Consider the following 21,133-nt stretch of genomic DNA (forward strand, 5'->3'; position numbering starts at 1 on the left):
GCGGTGAGTCAGGTCGAGGTTACGTAGGAGGTTGGCTTTGAACAACTCGTTTTCCAAGGTTGCCATATGGATGGTGATCGCGCTGGTGCTCTTCACTGTCTTCAAGCAGTTCGATGGCCGCGTCGCATCCACCGAATCGGTAACGTACACCCAGTTCATGTCCGACGCGCAGGCGGGCAAGATCAGCAAGGTCGACATCCAGGGCGACACCCTGTATGTAACGCCTGATTCCGGCCGCCCGTACAGCCTCACCTCTCCGGGCGACCTCTGGATGGTTCCCGAGCTGGTCAAGGCGGGCGTCGAGGTCTCGGGCAAGGCGCGCGAAGAGCCCTCCTTCCTTACCAGCCTGTTCATTTCGTGGTTCCCCATGCTGCTGCTCATCGGCGTGTGGATCTTCTTCATGCGCCAGATGCAGGGTGGCGGCAAGGGCGGGGCCTTCAGCTTCGGCAAGTCGCGCGCCCGCATGATGGACGAAAACACCAACAACATCACCTTCTCCGATGTCGCGGGCTGCGATGAGGCCAAAGAAGACGTCACCGAGCTGGTCGACTTCCTTCGCGACCCCACCAAGTTCCAGCGCCTGGGCGGCCGCATCCCCCGCGGCGTGCTGCTGGTCGGCCCTCCGGGCACGGGCAAGACCTTGCTGGCCAAGGCCATTGCCGGCGAAGCCAAGGTGCCTTTCTTCAGCATCTCGGGTTCCGACTTCGTTGAAATGTTCGTCGGCGTGGGCGCGGCCCGCGTGCGCGACATGTTCGAGAACGCCAAGAAGCAGGCCCCCTGCATCATCTTCATCGACGAAATCGACGCGGTGGGCCGCCAGCGCGGCGCCGGCCTGGGCGGCGGCAACGACGAGCGCGAGCAAACCCTCAACCAGTTGCTGGTCGAGATGGACGGCTTCGAAACCGGCCAGGGTGTGCTGGTGGTAGCGGCCACCAACCGTCCTGACGTGCTCGACCCGGCGCTCTTGCGTCCCGGCCGCTTCGACCGCCAGGTGGTGGTGTCGCTGCCCGACATTCGCGGCCGCGAGCAGATTCTCAAGGTGCACATGCGCAAGGTGCCCCTGGCCCCCAACGTCGACGCGCTCATTCTCGCGCGCGGCACGCCGGGCTTTTCGGGCGCCGACCTGGCCAACCTGGTCAACGAGGCCGCGCTGTTTGCCGCGCGCCGCAATGGCCGCACGGTCGACATGAGCGACTTCGAAAAGGCCAAAGACAAAATCATCATGGGGGCCGAGCGCCGCACCCTGGTCATGCCCGAAGAAGAGCGCCGCAACACGGCTTATCACGAGTCGGGCCATGCGCTGGTGGCACGCAGCCTGCCCAAGACCGACCCTGTGCACAAGGTCACCATCATCCCGCGCGGCCGGGCGCTGGGCGTCACCATGCAGTTGCCTGAAGGCGACCGCTACAGCATGGACAAAGAACGCCTGCTCAACACGATCGCGGTGCTGTTTGGCGGCCGTATCGCCGAAGAAGTCTTCATGAACCAGATGACCACCGGGGCCTCCAACGACTTCGAGCGCGCCACCGCCATTGCGCGCGACATCGTCACCCGCTACGGCATGACCGATTCCCTCGGTCCTGTTGTCTACGCCGAAAACGAGGGCGAGGTCTTCCTGGGGCGCAGCGTAACCAAAACCACGCACGTGTCCGAGTCCACCATGCAGAAGGTCGACCAGGAAATCCGCAAGATCATCGACGAGCAGTACACCGTGGCGCGCGACATCATCGAAGGCAATCGCGACAAGATGGAGGCCATGGCGGCTGCCCTGCTCGAGTGGGAGACCATCGACTCCGACCAGATCGACGACATCATGGAAGGGCGCGCCCCGCGTCCGCCCAAGAACTTCGATACGCCCGACTCGCCCACGCCGCCGGCCGGCGCGCCGGCGGTGGGTGGCGGCAGCGGCAGCACCGCCGCCACGCCTGTATAGCAACAGGTAGCCGTGATACATCCATGAGCGCCAAGCTGCTCTGCGGGCGCTTCGAGCTTTCGCTCGAGCGCCCCGTGGTCATGGGGATCCTCAACGTCACCCCCGATTCGTTTTCCGACGGATCGCGCCATTTCGAAACCGACGCCGCCATTGCGCACGGCCTGAAGCTTGCCGCCGAAGGCGCCGACATTATCGACATCGGCGCCGAATCCACGCGTCCGGGCGCGACCCCGGTGGGCCTGCAAGAAGAAATCGACCGCCTGCTGCCCGTGCTGGAAGGCCTGCGCGATTGCGGCGCAGCGCTGTCCGTCGACACGTTCAAGCCCGAGGTGATGCGCGGCGTCCTCGATGCCGGCGCCGACATGATCAACGACATCTACGGGTTTCGCCAGCCAGGCGCCCTCGAGGCCGTCGCTGCTTCGTATTGCGGGCTTTGCGTCATGCACATGCAGGGCGAACCGCGCACCATGCAGCAGGCGCCTTGCTACGCCGACGTGGTGGCCGAGGTGCGCAGCTTCATGCTCGAGCGCATCGAGGCCCTGAGGACGCTGGGGGTGCACCCCCAGCGTGTGGTGCTTGACCCGGGCTTCGGCTTTGGCAAGACGGCCGAGCACAACTACGAGCTTCTGCGCCGCCTGCAAGATCTTTTCTTCGACGATTACCCCTGGCTGGTGGCCCTGTCTCGCAAGTCGATGATAGGGCATGTCACCGGCCGTGAACCCGACCAGCGCCTGGGTGGCAGCATCGCCGGGGCGCTTGCGGGCATTGTCCGCGGCGCCGCCATGGTGCGCGTTCATGACGTGGCGCAAACGGTCGATGCCATCAAGGTGTGGCAGACAGTACAAAACGGAGTCTCCGGATGAGTCAGCGCAAGTATTTCGGCACCGACGGGGTGCGCGGTGAAGTGGGCGGCCCCACCATCAACCCCGAATTCACCCTGCGCCTGGGCTACGCCGCCGGCCAGGTGTTGGCCAGGCAGCACAACCCCATACGTGGCCGGCCCACGGTGGTCATAGGCAAAGACACGCGCATCTCGGGCTATATGCTCGAATCGGCGCTCGAGGCCGGCCTGTCCGCGGCCGGTGTCGATGTATTGCTGGCCGGCCCCGTGCCCACGCCGGCGGTGGCCTACCTGACCCGCGCGCTGCGCCTGGCCGCCGGCGTGGTCATCAGCGCTTCACACAACCCCTACCAAGACAACGGCATCAAGTTCTTTTCGGCCCAGGGCATGAAGCTGCCCGACGAGGTCGAAGAGCAGATCGAGGCCGCAATCGATCAGCCGCTGGGCTGCGTCGGCTCTGAAGCACTCGGACGCGCGCGGCGCATAGACGACGCCTCGGGCCGCTACATCGAATTCTGCAAAAGCACTTTTCCCAACGAGCTCGACCTGTCGGGCATGAAGATCGTGGTCGACGCCGCGCACGGCGCCGCCTACCAGATCGCGCCCCACGTTTTCCGCGAACTGGGCGCCGAAGTGTTTCCCATCGGCTGCCAGCCCGATGGCTTCAACATCAACGAGGGCGTGGGTGCGCTTCATCCCGAAGCCATGATCGCCGAAGTGCAGAAGCGGGGCGCCCACGTCGGCATCGCGCTCGACGGCGATGCCGATCGGCTGCAGATGGTGGACCAGGCCGGGCGCCTCTACAACGGCGACGAGCTGCTGTACGCCATAGTGCGCGACCGCCTGGCACAGGGCGAGGTCGCCGGCGTGGTCGGCACGCTGATGACCAATTTCGGTTTTGAAAAGCGCATGAAGGCCATGGGCATAGGCTTTGACCGCGCCAAGGTCGGCGACCGCTACGTGCTTGAAAGCATGCTGCAGAAGGGCTGGCTGTATGGCGGCGAAAGCTCGGGACACCTGCTGTGTCTCGATTGCCACACTACGGGCGACGGCATCATCGCCGCGCTGCAGGTGCTTACCGCCGTGCGCCGCAGCGGCCAGAGCCTTGCGGAGACGGTCGGCGACCTGAAGATGTATCCGCAAGAAATGGTCAACGTGCCCTTGCAGCCCGGAACGCAGTGGGAGTCCCATCCTGGCCTGGCCCAGGCGAAAGAGCGTGTCGAGCGCGAACTCAACGGCCGTGGCCGCGTATTGATACGCGCTTCGGGCACCGAGCCCAAGCTGCGCCTCATGGTCGAGGCCGAAGACTTGCAACTGGCGCAACAGGGTGTGCGGGAACTGGTTGCGGTCGACTTAACAAAGCGTTAACGTAGTCATCAAATACCTGAAACATTCCGCTGCCATAATGGCACAATGTCTGTGGAGTGATATTTATGCTAGAGCTTGCGCGAGTCAACGACGAACCAGAAGTCGGAGCCACATGGTCAGAGCATTCGACCGGGGGCCTGGTGCTCGGTTTGGCCCGCACCAATGAAGAGCTCGAGGCCATTCAGCGCCTGCGTTACGACGTCTTCACCAAAGAAATGAACGCCGTGTTCCCCGACGCGGTCGACGGGCTCGATTCCGACCGTTTCGATCCCTGGTGCGAGCACTTCATGGTTACCGAGGCGGGCAGCGGCCGCGTGGTGGGCACCTATCGCCTGCTTACGCCCGCCAATGCCATCAAGGCGGGCGGCTATTATTCCGAATCCGAGTTCGACATCTCTTCACTCGACGGCATACGTTCATCGCTGGCCGAGGTGGGGCGTTCATGCATTCATGCCGACTACCGCAAGGGGTCGGTCATTATGCTGCTTTGGTCGGGCATCGCGGCCCTGATGCAGCAGGGCGGCTATCAATACGTATTGGGGTGCGCCAGCGTCAGCCTGCGCGACGACGGCGTCACGGCCGCCGAGGTGTGGCGCGCCGCCAAGAAAAGCATGGCCGCGCGCCCCGACGTGCCCCACGTCACGCCGCGCCACCGCTATCCGGTCGAGCGCCTCAACAGCGAACTGCCTGCCCGCGTGCCGCCGCTCATCAAGGGCTATCTCGCGCTGGGGGCCTCTATATGCGGCGAACCCGCCTGGGACCCCGACTTCAACACCGCCGACTTCCCCGTGCTGCTCGATATCGCCAAGGTCGAGCCTCGCTATCGCAAGCATTTCGGGCTCGATTAAGGCCTGTCCTTGATCCCCGTGGGGCCCGGGCTTATTGCTCGATCAGCTTGAAATTGAAGTCGGTCTTGTTCCACTCGCAGGCTTCGCGCTGCAGCGAGTATTCCGACAATGCGTGGGTGGCCAGCCACGATTTCAGCACCTTGGTCTTGATGGTGCCCTCTTTGATCTCGAGCGACAGCGGCAGCGAGTCGAGGTCTTCCCGGCGCCGGCACAGCAGGGTGGCCAGGCGCAGGCACAGCAGAGCCTGCCACTGAAGCCGTGTGGCCGGGTATGTGCCCTTTTTGTTGAGCTTGCCCTGCAGGCTCTGGGCAAGCCACGCCAGCACCGCCTGGTCATCGTTCGAAAACCCCGGCATGTCGGCGTGCTGAAGTATGTAGGCGCTGTGGCGGTGGTAATTGGCCTGGGTAATCGACAAGCCCACCTCGTGCAGGCTGGCGGCCCATCCCAGGGCCTGGGCGACTTCTTCTTTCTCGTCGCCCGAGCCGGCCAGTGGCTCGAACAGGCTCAGGGCCGCCTTACGTACCCGCTCGGCCTGCTTGACGTCGACCTGATAGCGTTTCTGGTAAAGGGTAACGGTTTCGTCGCGCTTGTCGTGCTCTGAGTCGCGGCCGAGCAGGTCGTACAAAACGCCGACCCGCAGCGCGCCTTCGCCGGGCAGCATGAGGTCGATCTTCAGTTCGTGGAAGGCCGCCATCATGATGGCCAGTCCCCCCGGCAGCACGGGTGCGCGCGCCGCCTTGATGCCGGGCAGGTTCTGCATGACGACCTTGCCGTCCTTGATGAGCCTGGCCTGCAGCTTTTCCATGCCTTCCAGGGTAATGCCTTTTCTGGACATGCCCCCTTCGGCGAGGATGGCCAGCAGCCCTTTGGCGGTGCCCGAGGAGCCGTAGGCCTGCTGCCAGCCGGTTTTCCGGTAGCGGCGCGCGATGCCCTGGAGCTCGCCGCGCGCGGCGATTCGCGCCTGTTCCATGCGCTGGGCGGTGATCCGGCCATCGGGAAAATAGCGGCGGCTGAAACTGACGCAGCCCATGTTGAGCGAAGCCAGGTGTAGCGGCTCGAAGCTTTGTCCCAGGATGACTTCGGTCGAGCCGCCGCCGATGTCGATGACCAGGCGCTTGTCGCGTGAGGGCGCCAGCTCGTTGGCCACGCCGGAATAGATGAGGCGGGCCTCTTCGGCGCCCGAGATCACCTCGATGGGAAAGCCCAGGGCGGCCTCGGCCAGGGGCAGGATCTCGGCGATGTTGCGTGCCACGCGGAAGGTGTTGGTGGCGACGGCTCGCACCCGATTGGGATGAAAGCCCTGAAGCCGCTCTCCGTAGCGCTTGAGCACGGCCAGGGCGCGCTCGACCGCCGCGGCACTGAGGTTTTGATGAGAATCGAGCCCCGCGGCCAGCTGGACCGACTCTTTCAGCCTGTCGACGGCGTAGATCTGGGCATTGCCATTGTTCTGTTCGACGCGTCCGATGGAGAGTCGAAAGCTGTTCGAGCCGAGGTCGACGGCGGCGAGAAGATAATCCATGATGGCTGTGTTTGGCGTTGGCAGGTCCGAACCGGGTTCACGAGATTATAAAGATGAATTCGCCGCCTTAGCCCGGACAAGGGTATTTGCAACTGCTTGCGGCTGCCTGGGCCCCCTGTCATGATAGTGTAAAAAAAGTGCAGTAAAACGCTCGTTTATTCCGCAACAGGTCATATCGCATGCCTTCCGACTACTCGTCCGCTACGCCCAAGCTGCTCAATCGCGAGCTGTCCCTGCTCAAGTTCAATGAAAGGGTGCTTGCCATGGCCGAGTATCCCGACACACCGCTGCTCGAACGCCTGCGCTATCTGTGCATTGTCAGCTCGAATCTCGACGAGTTCTTTGAAATACGCATTTCGAGTCTGAAAGAGCAACTGGCCCAGCATGCCAACATTACGGCCGAAGACGGCTACACGCCGGCCCAGGCTTTCGAGCGGGTACAAGAGGCCACGCACGCGCTCATCGAGCGCCAGCACCGCCTGCTGAACGAAGAGGTTCTGCCCCTGATGGCTCTCGAGGGTATTGTCATACTTGACCCCGCCGAATGGGACGAAGCCCAGCGCGCCTGGGCAAAAGCGGCCTTCATGCGCGACGTCATGCCCATGCTCACGCCCATAGGGCTCGATCCGGCCCACCCGTTTCCGCGCGTTTACAACAAAAGCCTCAATTTCATCGTCGCCCTGTCGGGCATCGATGCATTCGGGCGGCGGGCGGCCATCGCCATCGTGCAGGCTCCCCGGGCCTTGTCCCGCGTCATGCAGGTGCCGTCCGGCATATCGGGCGTCGAGCATGGCTACATCATGCTTACCTCCCTCATCAGCGAGTTCGTGGGCGAGCTGTTCCGGGGGCTCGAGGTCAAGGGCTGCTATCAGTGGCGGGTCACGCGCAACAGCGACCTGTTCGTCGACGAAGAAGAAATCACCAACCTGCGCCTGGCGCTGCAGGGCGAGCTGTCGCAACGCAATTTCGGGGCCGCGGTCAGGCTCGAGATCGATCACGAGATGCCCGAGCATCTCGAGCGCTACCTGCAGCAAGAGTTTGCCCTGCAGCCGCAGGACACCTATCGGGTCGACGGGCCGGTCAATCTTTCGCGGCTGATGCAGTTGTGCAACGCCATCGACCGCCCAGACCTGCTTTTTCCCGAATATCGCCCGCGTGTTCCCGCGCCGTTCGACATGGTTGCGGACGACCCTCCGGCGCTATTCGAGGCCATTGCCGAGCGCGACCATCTGCTTCATCACCCCTACCAGTCGTTCGAGCCGGTGCTGGCGTTTTTGTCGGCCGCCGCCCGCGATCCGGCCGTTGTGGCCATCAAGCAGACCATCTACCGCACGGGCGAAGATTCCGAACTGATGAGCCTGCTGTTGTCGGCGGCCAGGGCGGGCAAAGAGGTTACCGTCATCGTCGAGCTCATGGCGCGCTTCGACGAACAGACCAATATCGGCTGGGCGGCCAAGCTCGAAGAAGTGGGCGCCCATGTCAGCTACGGCGTGGTGGGGCACAAGACCCACGCCAAGATGGCGCTGGTGCTGCGCCGCGAAAACGGGCGCATCCGCCGCTATGGCCACCTGGGCACGGGCAACTACCATTCGCGCACGGCCCGGCTGTACACCGATTTCGGTCTGCTTACGGCGGACCAGACCATTTGCGCCGACATGGACAAGGTATTCTCGCTATTGACAGGCCTGGGCGAAAAACCCGCCCTCAAGTCGCTGCTTCAATCGCCCTTTACCCTGCACGACACCATGGTGGCGCTCATACGCCGCGAGGCCGAGGCTGCGGCCGCGGGGCGCAAGGCCCGCATCATGGCCAAGATGAACTCGCTGCTCGAGCCCACCATCATCGAAGAGCTCTACAAGGCCAGCCAGGCGGGCGTGCGCATCGACCTCGTGGTGCGGGGCGCATGCGCCCTGCGCGCCGGCGTGCCGGGGCTGTCGTCGAACATACGCTTGCGCTCCATCGTGGGCCGGTTCCTCGAGCATTCGCGCGTTTTCTATTTCTACGCCGATGGCGAAGAGCTGGTTTATCTTTCGTCGGCCGACTGGATGGACCGCAACTTCTTCCGGCGCGTCGAACTGGGTGCGCCGGTGAATGATCCCGCATTGAAAAAACGTGTAATAAAAGAGGCCTTCATGTACGCATTACGGGATAATCAGCTGGCATGGCGCGCATTGCCCGACGGCGGCTATGTAAAGGTGCGCGCCCGGGGCAGGCCTTTCAACATCCAGAAGCAGCTCATGCAGTAGCGGGAACACCGCTTGCCGGGCCGGGGCCTGGCAGGCCGCCATATGTCATTAACCTGTCATATTTGCTGTTTAACATTCAGTCCGTGCAGGTAGCCACCTGTTATTTGACCTGAAAATCAAGAGGATTGTTCGATGTTCAAACGCGTAATATTGCAAGCCGCGGTCGGTATCGCCTTCGGCGCCGCTACTTTGGCCGCCCAGGCGGCCGACATTACCGGCGCTGGCGCGTCGTTCCCCTATCCCATCTATGCAAAGTGGGCTGCCCAGTACCAGCAGGAAACCGGCAACCGCATCAACTACCAGTCGATCGGATCGGGTGGCGGCCAGCAGCAGATCATCGCCAAGACGGTCGATTTCGGCGCATCGGACGACCCCATGAAGGCCGCCGATCTTGAAAAGAACGAGCTGTTCCAGTTCCCGGCCATCGTGGGCGGCACGGTGCCCGTGGTCAACATCGACGGCGTCAAGCCCGGCGAACTCAAGCTGTCGGGCCCCGTCGTGGCCGACATCTTCCTGGGCAAGATCAAGAAGTGGGACGATCCCGCCGTCAAGGAAATGAACCCCGGGCTGTCCCTGCCCGGCGCCGACATCGTTGTCGTCCACCGTTCCGACGGTTCGGGCACGACCTTCGGCTGGACAAACTACCTCTCCAAGGTTTCGCCCGCCTGGAAAGAAACCGTTGGTGAAGGCAAGGCCGTCAAGTGGCCCACAGGCCAGGGCGGCAAGGGCAACGAGGGCGTCGCCGCCTATGTCCGCCAGCTGAAGAACTCCATCGGCTACGTCGAATACGCCTATGCCAAGCAAAACCAGCTGTCCTGGACCCAGCTCAAGAACCAGGAAGGCAAGTTCGTCCAGCCTTCGCAAGAAGCCTTTGCGGCCGCCGCGGCCAATGCCGACTGGAAGAGCGCTCCCGGCATGGGCGTGGTGCTGACCAACGAGCCCGGCGCCGAATCCTGGCCTGTTACGGCGGCTTCCTTCATCCTGGTTCACAAGAAGCAGGGCAAGCCCGAAAACGGCAAAGAGGTCCTGGCCTTCTTCGACTGGGCATTCAAGAAGGGCGACGACATGGCCATCGAGCTCGACTACGTGCCGATGCCCGACTCGATCGCTGATCAGATCCGCGCTGCCTGGGCCTCCGACATCAAGGCTGCCGACGGCTCGGCGATCTGGAAGTAATCGTTACAATCGGGGTTTGGCCCTTGTCCAACCCCCGCAAAGACGATGCCGTGTTTCATGGCATCGTCTTTGTTGTGTAAAAATTGCGTATTCCGCCCACTTCCGACGAGGTCATCGCGTGAACCCATTCCAGGCCGCCGCGAACCGCATGCACGAGCAGTCATGAAGAAAAACCAAAATGCCCTGATGGACGTCATATTCAAGAATATGACACGAACGTTCGCCTTCCTGGTGTTCATCCTGCTCGCCGCCATCATGATCTCGCTGATCTATGGCAGCCGCGAGTCCATTGCCGAGTTCGGGTTTGCCTTTCTGTGGACCAATGACTGGAATCCGGTGACGCACAATTATGGCGCCCTGGTTCCTATTGTCGGAACCGTGCTTTCGTCGTTCATTGCCTTGCTTATCGCCGTGCCGGTGTCCTTCGGCATCGCCATGTTTCTTACCGAGCTGTCGCCGGTATGGCTGCGCCGGCCCCTGGGTACGGCCATCGAGATGCTGGCGGCCATTCCCTCTATCATCTACGGCATGTGGGGCCTGTTCGTGTTCGTGCCCATATTCCAGCAGTACATACAGCCTTACGTCATTCAGGCGTTTTCGGGCATACCCGTGCTGAGCCAGGTGTTTTCGGGTCCGCCGTTCGGCATAGGCGTGTTCACCGCCGGTCTCATCCTGTCCATCATGGTGATACCCTTCATTACCGCCGTGATGCGCGACGTGTTCGAGCTGGTGCCACCCCTGCTGAAAGAATCCGCCTACGGCTTGGGGGGCACTACGTGGGAGGTCATCTGGAAGGTGGTGCTGCCCTACACCAAGCATGGCGTGATCGGGGGCATTATGCTGGGCCTGGGGCGGGCCCTGGGCGAAACCATGGCGGTCACCTTCGTCATCGGCAACGCCTTCAACCTGCCGACTTCCATTTTCTCGCCTTCCAATTCCATCGCTTCGGCGCTGGCAAACGAATTCAATGAAGCGGGCGGCATGCAAAAAGCCGCATTGCTGCAGCTGGGCCTGATCCTGTTCCTGATCACCACGGTCGTGCTGGCTTTCTCCAAGGTGCTGTTGCTGCGCCTGTCCAAAAACGAAGGAACCTCGCGGTAGGCCACCATGTTCAATTCCGATTCCATCGTCTCCCTCGACAACAAGGTATACAAGAAGCGCCAGCGCACCAACCGGCTCATGCTGACGCTGTCGTCCGCCGCGCTCGTGTTCGGCCTGTTCTGGCTGTTCTGGATCATTCTTACGCTCATCATCAAGGGCGGCGGGGCGCTTTCATTCACCCTGCTCACCGAGGCCACGCCCCCTCCGGGTCAAGACGGCGGCCTCATGAACGCCATCGTGGGCAGCGTGATGATGGCGGCGGTGGCCACCCTTATCGGCACGCCTATCGGCATCCTGGCCGGAACCTTCCTGGCCGAGTACGGCCGGCGCGGCTGGCTGGCGCCCGCCACCCGCTTCCTGAACGACGTGCTGCTTTCCGCGCCCTCGATCGTGATCGGCCTGTTCATCTATGCCATCTATGTGGCCCAGGTAGGGCATTACTCGGGCTGGGCGGGCTCGTTTGCGCTGGCCATCCTGGTCATCCCGGTCGTGGTGCGCTCTACCGACAACATGCTGTCCCTGGTGCCCAACAGCCTGCGTGAGGCCGCCGCGGCACTGGGCTGCCCCCAATGGCGCATCATCACCATGATCTGCTACAGGGCCTCGATATCCGGCATCATCACCGGCGTCCTGCTGGCGGTTGCGCGCATCTCGGGCGAGACCGCGCCCCTGCTGTTCACGGCCCTGAACAACCAGTTCATGTCCTGGAACATGGGCGCGCCCCTCGCCAACCTGCCCGTCGTGATCTTCCAGTACGCGGCCAGTCCGTTCGAGGACTGGAACCGCCTGGCCTGGGCGGGCGCCGTACTCATTACACTGCTCGTGCTCGGCATCAACATCGCCGCCCGTTCTCTCTTTCGCAAGTAAATAAATAGCGGCGGGCCCCGCTGGGCCCGCCCGGGAAATCGACCATGAACACCGCTCAGCCCGCAGAACGCGTCAAGCTCGAAGTCAAGGACCTGAACTTCTACTATGGCAAGTACCAGGCCATCCACAACGTCAACATGTCCATCCGCGAGAACAAGGTCACGGCATTCATCGGGCCTTCGGGTTGCGGCAAGTCGACGCTGCTGCGCACCTTCAACCGCATGTACGAGCTGTATCCGGGCCAGCGTGCCGAGGGCGAGATCAACCTTGACGGCGAGAACCTGCTGACGTCCAAGATGGACATTTCCCTCATCCGGGCCAAGGTCGGCATGGTCTTCCAGAAGCCTACGCCGTTTCCCATGAGCATCTACGACAACATCGCCTTTGGCGTGCGCCTGTTTGAAAGGCTCAGCAAGGGCGAGATGGACGAGCGCGTCGAGTGGGCCCTGACCAAGGCGGCGTTGTGGAATGAAGTCAAGGACAAGCTCGGCCAGAGCGGCAACGGCCTTTCGGGCGGGCAGCAGCAGCGCCTGTGCATAGCGCGCGGCGTGGCCATCAAGCCTGAAGTGCTGTTGCTGGACGAGCCCTGCTCGGCCCTCGACCCCATTTCAACCGCCAAGATCGAAGAGCTGATCACCGAGCTCAAGACCGACTACACCGTGGTCATCGTCACGCACAATATGCAGCAGGCGGCGCGTTGTTCCGACTACACCGCCTACATGTACCTGGGCGAGCTCATGGAGTTCGGCGAAACCGACAGCATCTTCGTCAAGCCGGCGCGCAAAGAGACCGAAGACTACATCACGGGCCGTTTCGGCTGACACGCGCCCGGCATCCCGGGCGCGTTGCCGGGCGGTTCAGGCGGGCGCCGCGCCAGCCCGCGCGCAATGCTGATCATCTTGCCTGCTTGATGAATATCTGCTCGTAGAGATTGGTCCATTTGTCGGCTTCGTCCAGCAGCTTGGCCACATCGACCAGCTTCATCGGCGTGTTGCCCAATGCACTCTGGATATTGGAGCTGGTGGGCACGAAGTTGCGGTCGGCCAGAATCTGCTGGCCCTCTTCGCTGATCGAGAAATCGTAGTAAAGCAGGGCGGCATGTGGATGGGGCGCCTGGCGGGGCACGGCCAGGCCGTTTGCGCGCGCAATGGCCGGCGGCATGACGAACCAGTCCAGCGGGGCGCCTTCCTGCTTGAACTGCTCGGCGGTGAAGTTGTATACGGTCAATGCGAAGGGCACCTCGCCCGAGGCCACCATATTGGTCAGCAGCGTATGCCCCTTGCGCACCGATATGCCGTTGGTGGCGACGATCTTCCTGAACAGCGCCAGGCCTTGCTCTTCGCCCAGCGAGTCCACCACATTGGCGAACCAGTCTTCATCGGCGGCTTCTATCCCCAGCTTGCCTTTCCATTTGGGGTCGGCGAGCTCTTGGTACGATTTCGGCAGGTCTTGCTTGCGCACCAGTTCAGTGTTGTAGGCATGAACGAACACGTTCAGGCGCGAACCCACCCATTCCCGGTGCGGGGGCACAGCGCCCTCGATCAGGCCGGCGTGGCGGGGCGAACGCACGGCCGCCAGCAGGCGCTCGCGATGCAGGGATTCGAGCGCGGGCGTGCTTGCCTCGATGACGTCCACGTCGTAGCGCTTGCCCTGGGCCTCGGTGACCACTCTTTGCAGGACCTTGTCGGCTCCGGCGCGCCAGACGTTCACCTTGATGCCGTATTTCTTTTCAAACGCATCGTTGACCGCCGTTATGTCCTCCATGGTGGCCGAGGTGTACAGGGTCAGTTCCCCTTCCTTGCGGGCTTCGTTCAGCAGCCGGTCAAGGTAATCGGGCCCGTCGTAGGCGGCCAGCGCCTGGAGCTCTTGAGGGCCCGCGGCGACCGCCGGGCCCATGGCGAAACAGAGTACGGCGACGGCAAGCAGAAATGAACGCATGTTTGTCTCCTATTCCGGCTGCAAGTACTGCTGTGGCGGGCATTCGCAACATAGAGGCGTGCTATTTGCGTGCCCGTGTAGTCATGTCGGCAGGCCCTGGGTCGCAGGCTGTTCGACGCCTTCGGCCGATACCTGCATTTCGGGGGCCGAGTGCAAGGCGGCGTCGCGCGGCAGCACTGAAGAGAACGCGCGCACGCGCTGGGATGCGGCGTCCAGGCCCGGAGGAAGCACGCCTTCTTGCACCATTTTCGCTGCCTTGAGCAGCCGCTGGCGAGTCATGATGATGCCTTTGTCGGTACCGACCAGATGCTCCTTGCTGCGGTCTTCTATGGGGCCCATGCTTTCCTGCACGGCCGCGTCCTGCTCGCCGAAACCCATGACGCCGCAGTAGCTGCGGCCTTCTTTCTGGGCCTGCCTGTCCATCAGGTAGTCGTTGTCCTTGTTGGCCAGGGGGCGGAAGGTGCCCGGTATGGTCTTGCAGTGAATGCCGCGGCCTTCGAGCATGGCGTCCATCTCTTCCTGGTTGAAGGGCCGGTCGGGATGGTAGTCGAAGCTGAACGTGTAGGCGTGTTCGTCGTCGATGGGAACCCAGGCGTGGCCGCCGTGGGGGTTGCCCTTGTACGGGGGGAAGAGGCTGGTGCAGGGCATCAGCCATTGCGTGACGCGCCAGTAGTAATTACTGTCGCTCTGGTTGCGCCGGGTGGCAATATACAGGCCGCCGGGGGATTCCAGGGGTATGAATGCCGGCCGGGGGTCTTCTTTTATGTGGGCGATGCTTTGAGGGTCGCGCTTCAGCAGGGGGTCGGCGCTGGCCGACATGCTGTGCAGAAATATGGAGTGGAAGGAGTCCAGGCCTCCTTCCATGAGCTGCAGGTAGTTACAGTCCTGCTGCCGTTTCGAGACATAGCGCTGGCCCTCGGGCACGGTGGCCCATTCATAGGCGGGCAGCGGCGGCTGCTTGTCGGGCGGGCCCATGTAGGTCCACAGCACGCCGCCATGCTCGACCAGCGGGTAGGCGCGCAGCTTTATGGTCTTGCAATAGCCGCGCTCTTGCGGCTCGGAGGGAACGTCGACGCACTGGCCGGTAACGTCGTACTTCCAGCCGTGATAGGGGCAGCGTAGGCCGTCCTCTTCGTTACGCCCGAACCATAGCGACACCCCGCGATGCGCGCAGAATTCGTCTATCAGCCCCAGCCTGCCCTGGCTGTCGCGGAAGGCAAGCAGCCGTTCCGACAAGAGCTGGATGCGGACAGGAGGGCAGTCGGGCTCCGGCAATTCCTGCGGCAGCAGGGCGGGTATCCAGTAGCGGCGGAACAGCTCGCCCATCGGCGTGCCCGGGCCGGTCTGCGTCAACAATGCATTTTGTTCGGCGGTCGTCATGTCACTCCTTGCTGCGGTTGCGTAATGGTCGATCAGTGGCCGTGCGCGACGTCGTCGAACAGCTTGTCCCATTTTTCATAGCTGTCCAGAATGCGCACCGGGTCGCTGAAAACGATGGGCTTGAAGCGGGCCAGAACGGCCTCGTCGCGGCGATTGGTGCTGATCGAGTTGTCGGCCAGAATCTTCTGGCCGTCGCTCAGAAGAAAGTCATAGAAAAGCTCGGCGGAATGGGGGTGCCTGGCACCGCGCATAATGGCTATGCCGTCCGTGGATGCAATGGTCGGAGACAGCGACAGATAGTCTATCGGCGCCTGCTTGGCGAGCAGCGGCTCGACCACGTGCAGATACAGGTTCAATGCAAGCGGCACTTCGCCGGCACTGACGAGGTTGGCCGTAAGCGTGCTGCCCTTGCGTATGGTCATTCCATTGGTGGCCACCATCTTGCGGAAAAAACGCAAGCCTTGCTCCTCGCCCATGGACTGCACCAGCGTATAGAACCACTCATGCTTGGATTCGACCCCCAGTTTGCCCTTCCACTTTGGATCGAGCAGGTCTTGATAGCTGCGCGGCAGATCTTCCGGGCGGATGCGTTGCGTGTTGTATGCCTGAACATAGACATATACCCGCATGCCGGTCCACTCGCGGTGCTCGGGCAAGGCCTCGGGAATCAGTTCGCGCTGCAGCGGAGAGTCGACAGGGCGCAACAGGCCCTCGCGGTGCAGCGCTTCCATTTCCGGGGCCGTGCTGAGCACGAAGTCGACTTCATCGCGTCCGGCGCGCGCCTCTGAGATGATGCGCTGCAGTACGTTGTCGGTGCCTGACCGCCATACCTTGGTCTTGATGCCATATTTGGTTTCGAACGCCTTGACGAGCCGGGAAATGTCTTTCTCGGCCATCGAGGTATATATGGATAGTTCGCCTTCCTTGCCGGCTTGCTCCAGCAGTCTTTGGCTGCGGTCGCCCTGCGGGCCGGAGGGTTCGGCATGGGCCTGCGCCGCCGCCATCAGCATGCCGGCCAGCAGACAGGAGAGGGACTTCATCAGAGGGCTCATCGTCGTCCTTTCTTGGTTGCGGCGCGCGCGCCGGGGCTATATGGCGATGGTCTGCCCACCGTCAATGACCAGGCCGTGGCCTGTAATGAATGAAGATTCGTCGCTGGCAAGAAAGAGCACGGCGTAGGCGACTTCCTCGGGCGTGCCCATGCGATGCAGGGCCTTCGTGCTCTGAATGGAGCGTGCGCGCATCTTCTCTTGTTGCGGGCCGTCGCCGGCCAGCTCGGAGCGGGGCGGAAAACCCCGGAACCTGGGCGTGTCTATGGACCCCGGACAGACGCAGTTGACCCTGACGCCATAGGGGCCATAGTCGAGTGCCAGGGAGCGCGTAAGGTTCATCATCGCAGCCTTGGTGGCGCAGTAGGCGGAATAGTCGGGCGACACCATGAAGGAGCGCGTCGAGGCATTGCTGACAATATTGCCGCTGCCTTGCTTCATGAAATGCGGCAGGGCCGCCCTGGCCGCGCGGAACATGGAATTCAGGTTCAAGTCGAGCACGAAATGCCATTCGGCATCGGTGAATTCATGGGCCTTCTTGCGTACCGAGCCCCCCGCGTTGTTGAACAGGATGTCCAGGCCGCCCAGGCGGTCCAGGGCCATGTCCACCATGCGCTCACAGTCCTGCTGGCGGCTGACGTCGATGTGGGCATAAAGCGCCGAGCCGCCGTCCAGCCCGATGAGCTCGTCTATTCTGGGCCGGATGTCCTGCTGGATGTCGCAACACAGTACCCTGGCCCCTTCGCGGGCGAAAAGACGCGCGGTGGCGCGCCCGATGCCGCTGTTGGCGCCCGTTACGATGGCCACCTTGCCTTCCAGGCGCGCCATGCCGGGCTTCAGGCCGGGGTGTTCTTGCTGTGTCTCGCTGCCCATGTGTTTTTCCGGTTGAGGGTTCGGCGGCTTGCGAAATGCGCGGCCATGCCTTGGCTTGAAAAAAGTGTAGCGGCGCATGCCGGCGCCATGAAGCGATATTTCGGAAACTCTGACATGAGCAAAATTTGATTCTTGCCCTACAATCATTCACAGGACAGGCCGGGTGCCACTCGAGCCTGGCGCCATTTTCCCAATCGCATTTGCCGGAAGCGTTGATTTCATGTCATTCCAGCCGACACTCAATTTTCTGCGCAGCTTCCAGGTAATAGGCAAGCATCTGAATCTCGCGCGCGCGTCCGAAGAGCTGAACCTGACGCCATCCGCCTTGAGCCACCAATTGGGCATGCTCGAAAGCCAGTTGGGGGTGCGCCTGTTCACGCGCACCGGAAGAGGCCTGGCATTCACCGACAAGGGCCGCGACCTGCACGAAGAAGTGGACGCCTGCCTGGCCCGGCTGGGCGTGGCGCTGCACAATGCGCGCTCTGCCGACAAGAAGGACGTGCTGGTGGTCAGCTCCATGGCCACGATTGCCATGCGCTGGCTGCTGCCGCGCTTCGCCAGCTTCCAGAAGGCCTATGCCAGCATTGAAATCCGTATTTCAGCGCAGCCCATAGACTTCCAGCACAACGGCGTCGACTGCGCCATCTACTACGGCAGCACGCCCGCCCCGGGACTGGGGTTCGAGCTGCTGCGCAAGGTCAGCCTGATCGTTGCGTGCGCGCCCAGCGCCATCACGCGCGACAGGCCCTTGAATCAGCCCAGCGACTTGTCGCGGCACCACCTGCTGCGCGTCAAGTCGGGTCTGGACGGCAAGCGGCTGGACGAGTGGGGCGTGTGGTTCGAGTCGGTGCAGATGGAGCCGCCGCGCGAGGCCAAAGAGCTCATGCTGGAGAACCGCAACCTCGTCATCGAGGCAACCAAGTCGGGCCTGGGCGTGGCTGTGCTGGACCCCTTGATGATTCAGGACGAATTGGCGTCAGGGGCCCTGGTAAGGCCTTTGGAGCACACGGCAAAGGCTCGCGGGGCTTATTACCTGGTCTATCCTCGCACTTCGCCGCCGTCCGAGAAAGTGGCGGCGTTTCGCGACTGGCTGTTTGACGAGCTGCACAAGTCGGGGGCCGCGCAAGAGCGGAGCCTTGCCTGAGCCGGCCGCCTTTCACGAGCCTTGCCGCCGCCCCGAAAAAGGCATGCCGTTCATGCTAGAATGGCCGTCTTTGTCGGGGCGTGGCGCAGTCTGGTAGCGCATCTGGTTTGGGACCAGAGGGTCGCATGTTCGAATCATGTCGCCCCGACCACAAATTTCTAATTAAACAAAGGGCTTGCACGATACATTGTGCAAGCCCTTTGTTTTGCTGTCGAAAATTCGCAGCCTCTCTACTATTATTCGTACCTCTTCTCGGGGGGCGGTGACGCTTTCTTCCGCTTCGTCTTCCAACGAACGACTTATAGCCGGCATCGCATACGTGCAAGGCGATCCGGCTTCCATTGCTATGTGAGATGTCTGCGTTCCACACGAGTTTGCCTCTAGGCCTCAAAGCAGTCGCATGGCGGCATCTCGACCGGCCGGTCAGGGCGCTCTGACGGGTGCGCCGTCATCGCCTCAACCGTCACCTCTTTCAAGCATTGCTCCAATGCCTGGGTGCTGCGTTGTTTGTGTACCACGCCTGATAGTCGCCAGACGCGTACACACGGAACGACGAACGATCCGGATCCGAGTCATATTAGGGTAAACGTAAGGTTGTTTAAGCAACCATTAAGTGCTTTAATTGCGCCATGGAAGGTTGTTTAAACAACCATTTGTTGGCTCGATCGATTCCTGTATTGCCGTGGGCATCGGTTGCAAATACAGACATGTCACTTGGGAGACAAAAGCATGGTAGAGCTATATCACTTCTGGAGTTCGGTATGCTCGGTACGCGTTCGGATGGCGCTTGAAGAGAAAGGCGTCGAATGGGTTAGCCGCTATATCGACTTGTTCAAATTCGACCAGCTGCAGCCTTCATATTTGGCAATCAGCCCCAACGGCGTGGTTCCAGCGCTGGTTCACAATGGCGTGCCAGTGCGCGAATCGCTTGTCATCAACGAATACATCGACGAAGTATTCGACGGACCGTCGCTCAGCCCTTCCGATCCAATCGCGCGGGCACGCATGCGCGAATTCAACAAAGCCTGTGAAGACGACTTCACCCCGATTGTGAAGCTGACCCTGATGAAGTACATCTTGCCGAAGCTGCGCCGCCGCTGGGGCGAGGATGCGCTGCACGCATATGCCGAAAAGAGGCCGTCTCGATATCTGAAGGACCTGCACGGTCGTGCGCTTCGCGGCGACATTGATGAACATGAGCTCGCTGAGTGCAACGAAAATATCCAGCTCCTCCTGGACAAGGTCGAAGCCATATTGTCGTCGCCGGAATTTGGGCCTGACGCCAACGGGCACCAGTGGATCGTCGGAACTTTCTCGTTGGCGGATATTTGCATCGCTCCCTACATGTATCGACTGTATGCCTTAGGGGCAGAGCAGTTCTGGTCTGATACGAGGCGCCCGAACGTAGCGAGATGGTACAGCCAGCTATCGGCCCGGCCCGCATTCAAGGTCGCCGTTGAGTGGCCGGACGAATCAGGCGGCGGGTATGAAGAGGTGAACCTCACCTCGCAGCCGCTCAATTTAACTCGATGACTCTAGCGTGCCGCAATCAGGCTGCGTGCGGCACTTCCTTGCCTGCACTTATACCGGAGACCGCATGAAAGCAGAAGCCGTACTTTTTGACCGAGCCCCTGAACAAGCCGATTCCATCTCGGGCGCGACACGTTCCGAATTCAGCGAACTGTTGGAGCGCGCCCGCGCGCTGGCCCCCATCGTGCGAGAGCGCGCAGAGCAGACTGAGCGCGACCGCCGCGTCAGCGCCGATGTCACTACCTTGCTGAAGCAAGCTGGCCTCTATCGAGCTGTGCAGCCGCGCCGCTTCGGTGGCTACGAGCTTGAACTTGAGAATCTGCGTCAACTCGCGTTCGAGGTTGGACAGGGCTGCACATCCACGGGATGGTGCTATGGCTTGAGCGCCGCCAACGCATGGACGATGGGCATGTTTCCACTGCAAGCTCAGGAAGATGTCTGGGGTGCCGATGCGGACTGCCTGCTGGCCGCCTGCATAGCACCTACCGGCAAGGCCAGGTGCGTCGAAGGCGGCTTCCGCGTCCGTGGGCGCTGGGGTTTCGCGAGCAATTGCGATAACGCCGATTGGCTGGCGCTGGGTACGCTAGTGGATGAGGGCGAAGGCCGGCCTCCGCGTCCGATGTACCTGCTATTGCCGCGGGCCGATTGCCGCATTATTGATAACTGGCACACGGTCGGCCTTGCTGGAACCGGCAGCAAGGACATTGTGATTGATGAAGAGGTGTTCGTGCCGTCTCATCGCAGCGCGGGCTTTGCCGAGTTGCTGGGCCAGGAGGCGCCCGGAGCGCTTGTGAACAGCGGTGGGCTGTATCGCATTCCCTTCTTGAGCGGATTTCCCCCGCTCCTGGCCAACCCCGCTGTGGCGGCTCTGCGAGGGGCGGTCGATGAGTTTATCGAGCATGTCGCCATGCGCGCTACGCGTGGCGCTTTTGCCGGTGGCGGGTCCACCATCGCGCAGTTCGGCCATGTCCAGACCGCTGTGGCGGAAGCAGAGGCGGCCATCGACGCTGCACAGCTCATCCTGCAACGTGATTTGCGGTTGGCTTCGGAGCTTTCGGCAGCGGACGTCAAGATTTCCACGGAGCAACGCATTGAGTTTCGCCGCGGACACGCCTATGCGGTGAGGTTATGCGTGCAAGCCGTCAACGGCCTGTATGACGTGGTGGGCGGCACCGGCATCCACTTGGACAACGGCATTCAGCGCGCGTGGCGCGACATCAACGCGGTGGCCCACCATATCAGCGTCAACTGGAACGCGGTTTCCACGATGGTTGGCCAACAGCGTTTGGGTCTGCCGCCTCGAGGCCAGTACTGAACGGG

At 62.1% G+C, this 21,133-nt stretch carries 17 protein-coding genes and 1 tRNA gene; 13 read left to right on the top strand and 5 right to left on the bottom strand.

Features of this window, described 5'->3' with window-relative positions; translation table 11 throughout:
• The first annotated feature begins 37 nt into the window (after positions 1-37).
• The 4 genes from ftsH to C7440_RS11665 all read left to right on the top strand — a co-directional run bounded on the left by ftsH (position 38) and on the right by C7440_RS11665 (position 4,990).
• A complete protein-coding gene (gene ftsH / locus C7440_RS11650) occupies positions 38-1,933 on the top strand; it encodes an ATP-dependent zinc metalloprotease FtsH (RefSeq protein ID WP_017524677.1) in 1,896 nt (631 codons plus the stop codon).
• Between the two features lie 23 nt (positions 1,934-1,956).
• The gene (folP, locus tag C7440_RS11655; RefSeq protein ID WP_017524676.1) at positions 1,957-2,796 is read left to right on the top strand and encodes a dihydropteroate synthase; all 840 of its coding nucleotides are present in this window, start codon (positions 1,957-1,959) and stop codon (positions 2,794-2,796) included.
• Positions 2,793-4,142 (top strand): phosphoglucosamine mutase, encoded by a 1,350-nt coding sequence (gene glmM, locus C7440_RS11660; protein WP_017524675.1) that lies wholly within the window; start codon positions 2,793-2,795, stop codon positions 4,140-4,142. Before folP ends, glmM begins: the two co-directional genes overlap by 4 nt.
• 65 nt (positions 4,143-4,207) lie before the next feature.
• Complete coding sequence (locus tag C7440_RS11665) at positions 4,208-4,990, top strand: GNAT family N-acetyltransferase (protein WP_017524674.1); 783 nt, start codon at positions 4,208-4,210, stop codon at positions 4,988-4,990.
• Positions 4,991-5,021: 31 nt separating this feature from the next.
• Here the strand turns inward: C7440_RS11665 and C7440_RS11670 are convergent, their stop codons facing one another.
• Positions 5,022-6,509, bottom strand: a complete 1,488-nt coding sequence (locus tag C7440_RS11670) for a Ppx/GppA phosphatase family protein (protein ID WP_116518646.1) — start codon at positions 6,507-6,509, stop codon at positions 5,022-5,024.
• A 179-nt stretch (positions 6,510-6,688) separates the two neighbouring features.
• Here C7440_RS11670 and ppk1 point away from each other — a divergent pair, with 179 nt between their 5' ends.
• The 5 genes from ppk1 to pstB all read left to right on the top strand — a co-directional run bounded on the left by ppk1 (position 6,689) and on the right by pstB (position 12,720).
• Positions 6,689-8,755 carry a polyphosphate kinase 1 gene (gene ppk1 / locus C7440_RS11675; protein WP_116518647.1) on the top strand — a complete coding sequence of 689 codons (2,067 nt, stop codon included), beginning with the start codon at positions 6,689-6,691 and terminating at the stop codon, positions 8,753-8,755.
• Positions 8,756-8,887: 132 nt separating this feature from the next.
• Positions 8,888-9,931 (top strand): phosphate ABC transporter substrate-binding protein PstS, encoded by a 1,044-nt coding sequence (gene pstS, locus C7440_RS11680; RefSeq protein WP_017524671.1) that lies wholly within the window; start codon positions 8,888-8,890, stop codon positions 9,929-9,931.
• Between the two features lie 162 nt (positions 9,932-10,093).
• Complete coding sequence (pstC, locus tag C7440_RS11685) at positions 10,094-11,032, top strand: phosphate ABC transporter permease subunit PstC (protein WP_017524670.1); 939 nt, start codon at positions 10,094-10,096, stop codon at positions 11,030-11,032.
• A gap of 6 nt (positions 11,033-11,038) precedes the next feature.
• A complete protein-coding gene (gene pstA / locus C7440_RS11690; protein ID WP_116518648.1) occupies positions 11,039-11,899 on the top strand; it encodes a phosphate ABC transporter permease PstA in 861 nt (286 codons plus the stop codon).
• 44 nt (positions 11,900-11,943) lie between these two features.
• A complete protein-coding gene (gene pstB / locus C7440_RS11695; protein ID WP_116518649.1) occupies positions 11,944-12,720 on the top strand; it encodes a phosphate ABC transporter ATP-binding protein PstB in 777 nt (258 codons plus the stop codon).
• 73 nt (positions 12,721-12,793) lie between these two features.
• Here pstB and C7440_RS11700 read toward each other — a convergent pair whose 3' ends face one another.
• The 4 genes from C7440_RS11700 to C7440_RS11715 all read right to left on the bottom strand — a co-directional run bounded on the left by C7440_RS11700 (position 12,794) and on the right by C7440_RS11715 (position 17,139).
• Positions 12,794-13,837 (bottom strand): ABC transporter substrate-binding protein, encoded by a 1,044-nt coding sequence (locus C7440_RS11700; RefSeq protein ID WP_017524667.1) that lies wholly within the window; start codon positions 13,835-13,837, stop codon positions 12,794-12,796.
• 81 nt (positions 13,838-13,918) lie between these two features.
• Positions 13,919-15,217, bottom strand: a complete 1,299-nt coding sequence (locus C7440_RS11705; RefSeq protein WP_116518650.1) for a Rieske 2Fe-2S domain-containing protein — start codon at positions 15,215-15,217, stop codon at positions 13,919-13,921.
• A gap of 32 nt (positions 15,218-15,249) precedes the next feature.
• A complete protein-coding gene (locus C7440_RS11710) occupies positions 15,250-16,257 on the bottom strand; it encodes an ABC transporter substrate-binding protein (protein ID WP_243410895.1) in 1,008 nt (335 codons plus the stop codon).
• Between the two features lie 48 nt (positions 16,258-16,305).
• Positions 16,306-17,139: an SDR family NAD(P)-dependent oxidoreductase gene (locus tag C7440_RS11715; protein WP_165832558.1), complete on the bottom strand. Its 834-nt coding sequence runs from the start codon at positions 17,137-17,139 to the stop codon at positions 16,306-16,308.
• A 220-nt stretch (positions 17,140-17,359) separates the two neighbouring features.
• On the opposite strand from C7440_RS11715, the gene C7440_RS11720 reads away from it, so the two are divergent.
• The 4 genes from C7440_RS11720 to C7440_RS11735 all read left to right on the top strand — a co-directional run bounded on the left by C7440_RS11720 (position 17,360) and on the right by C7440_RS11735 (position 21,128).
• Positions 17,360-18,283: a LysR substrate-binding domain-containing protein gene (locus tag C7440_RS11720; RefSeq protein ID WP_116518653.1), complete on the top strand. Its 924-nt coding sequence runs from the start codon at positions 17,360-17,362 to the stop codon at positions 18,281-18,283.
• Between the two features lie 74 nt (positions 18,284-18,357).
• A tRNA-Pro gene (locus C7440_RS11725) sits at positions 18,358-18,434 on the top strand.
• 578 nt (positions 18,435-19,012) lie between these two features.
• Positions 19,013-19,816 (top strand): glutathione S-transferase family protein, encoded by an 804-nt coding sequence (locus C7440_RS11730; protein ID WP_133244287.1) that lies wholly within the window; start codon positions 19,013-19,015, stop codon positions 19,814-19,816.
• A 64-nt stretch (positions 19,817-19,880) separates the two neighbouring features.
• Positions 19,881-21,128 (top strand): acyl-CoA dehydrogenase family protein, encoded by a 1,248-nt coding sequence (locus C7440_RS11735; protein ID WP_116518655.1) that lies wholly within the window; start codon positions 19,881-19,883, stop codon positions 21,126-21,128.
• Positions 21,129-21,133: the final 5 nt, after the last annotated feature.

Origin of the sequence: Pusillimonas noertemannii (assembly GCF_003096595.1) — a bacterium.
GTDB classification, from domain to species: domain Bacteria; phylum Pseudomonadota; class Gammaproteobacteria; order Burkholderiales; family Burkholderiaceae_B; genus Pusillimonas; species Pusillimonas noertemannii.

Bases quoted from the DNA above. Each gene is read 5' to 3' on its own strand.
- pstC (WP_017524670.1), top strand. From the start codon at position 10,094: ATGAAGAAAAACCAAAATGCCCTGATGGACGTCATATTCAAGAATATG.
- C7440_RS11665 (WP_017524674.1), top strand. From the start codon at position 4,208: ATGCTAGAGCTTGCGCGAGTCAACGACGAACCAGAAGTCGGAGCCACA.
- pstB (WP_116518649.1), top strand. From the start codon at position 11,944: ATGAACACCGCTCAGCCCGCAGAACGCGTCAAGCTCGAAGTCAAGGAC.
- C7440_RS11710 (WP_243410895.1), bottom strand. From the start codon at position 16,257: ATGAAGTCCCTCTCCTGTCTGCTGGCCGGCATGCTGATGGCGGCGGCG.
- C7440_RS11730 (WP_133244287.1), top strand. From the start codon at position 19,013: ATGGTAGAGCTATATCACTTCTGGAGTTCGGTATGCTCGGTACGCGTT.
- glmM (WP_017524675.1), top strand. From the start codon at position 2,793: ATGAGTCAGCGCAAGTATTTCGGCACCGACGGGGTGCGCGGTGAAGTG.
- pstS (WP_017524671.1), top strand. From the start codon at position 8,888: ATGTTCAAACGCGTAATATTGCAAGCCGCGGTCGGTATCGCCTTCGGC.
- C7440_RS11720 (WP_116518653.1), top strand. From the start codon at position 17,360: ATGTCATTCCAGCCGACACTCAATTTTCTGCGCAGCTTCCAGGTAATA.
- folP (WP_017524676.1), top strand. From the start codon at position 1,957: ATGAGCGCCAAGCTGCTCTGCGGGCGCTTCGAGCTTTCGCTCGAGCGC.
- C7440_RS11715 (WP_165832558.1), bottom strand. From the start codon at position 17,139: ATGGGCAGCGAGACACAGCAAGAACACCCCGGCCTGAAGCCCGGCATG.
- C7440_RS11700 (WP_017524667.1), bottom strand. From the start codon at position 13,837: ATGCGTTCATTTCTGCTTGCCGTCGCCGTACTCTGTTTCGCCATGGGC.
- ppk1 (WP_116518647.1), top strand. From the start codon at position 6,689: ATGCCTTCCGACTACTCGTCCGCTACGCCCAAGCTGCTCAATCGCGAG.
- C7440_RS11670 (WP_116518646.1), bottom strand. From the start codon at position 6,509: ATGGATTATCTTCTCGCCGCCGTCGACCTCGGCTCGAACAGCTTTCGA.
- pstA (WP_116518648.1), top strand. From the start codon at position 11,039: ATGTTCAATTCCGATTCCATCGTCTCCCTCGACAACAAGGTATACAAG.
- C7440_RS11705 (WP_116518650.1), bottom strand. From the start codon at position 15,217: ATGACGACCGCCGAACAAAATGCATTGTTGACGCAGACCGGCCCGGGC.
- C7440_RS11735 (WP_116518655.1), top strand. From the start codon at position 19,881: ATGAAAGCAGAAGCCGTACTTTTTGACCGAGCCCCTGAACAAGCCGAT.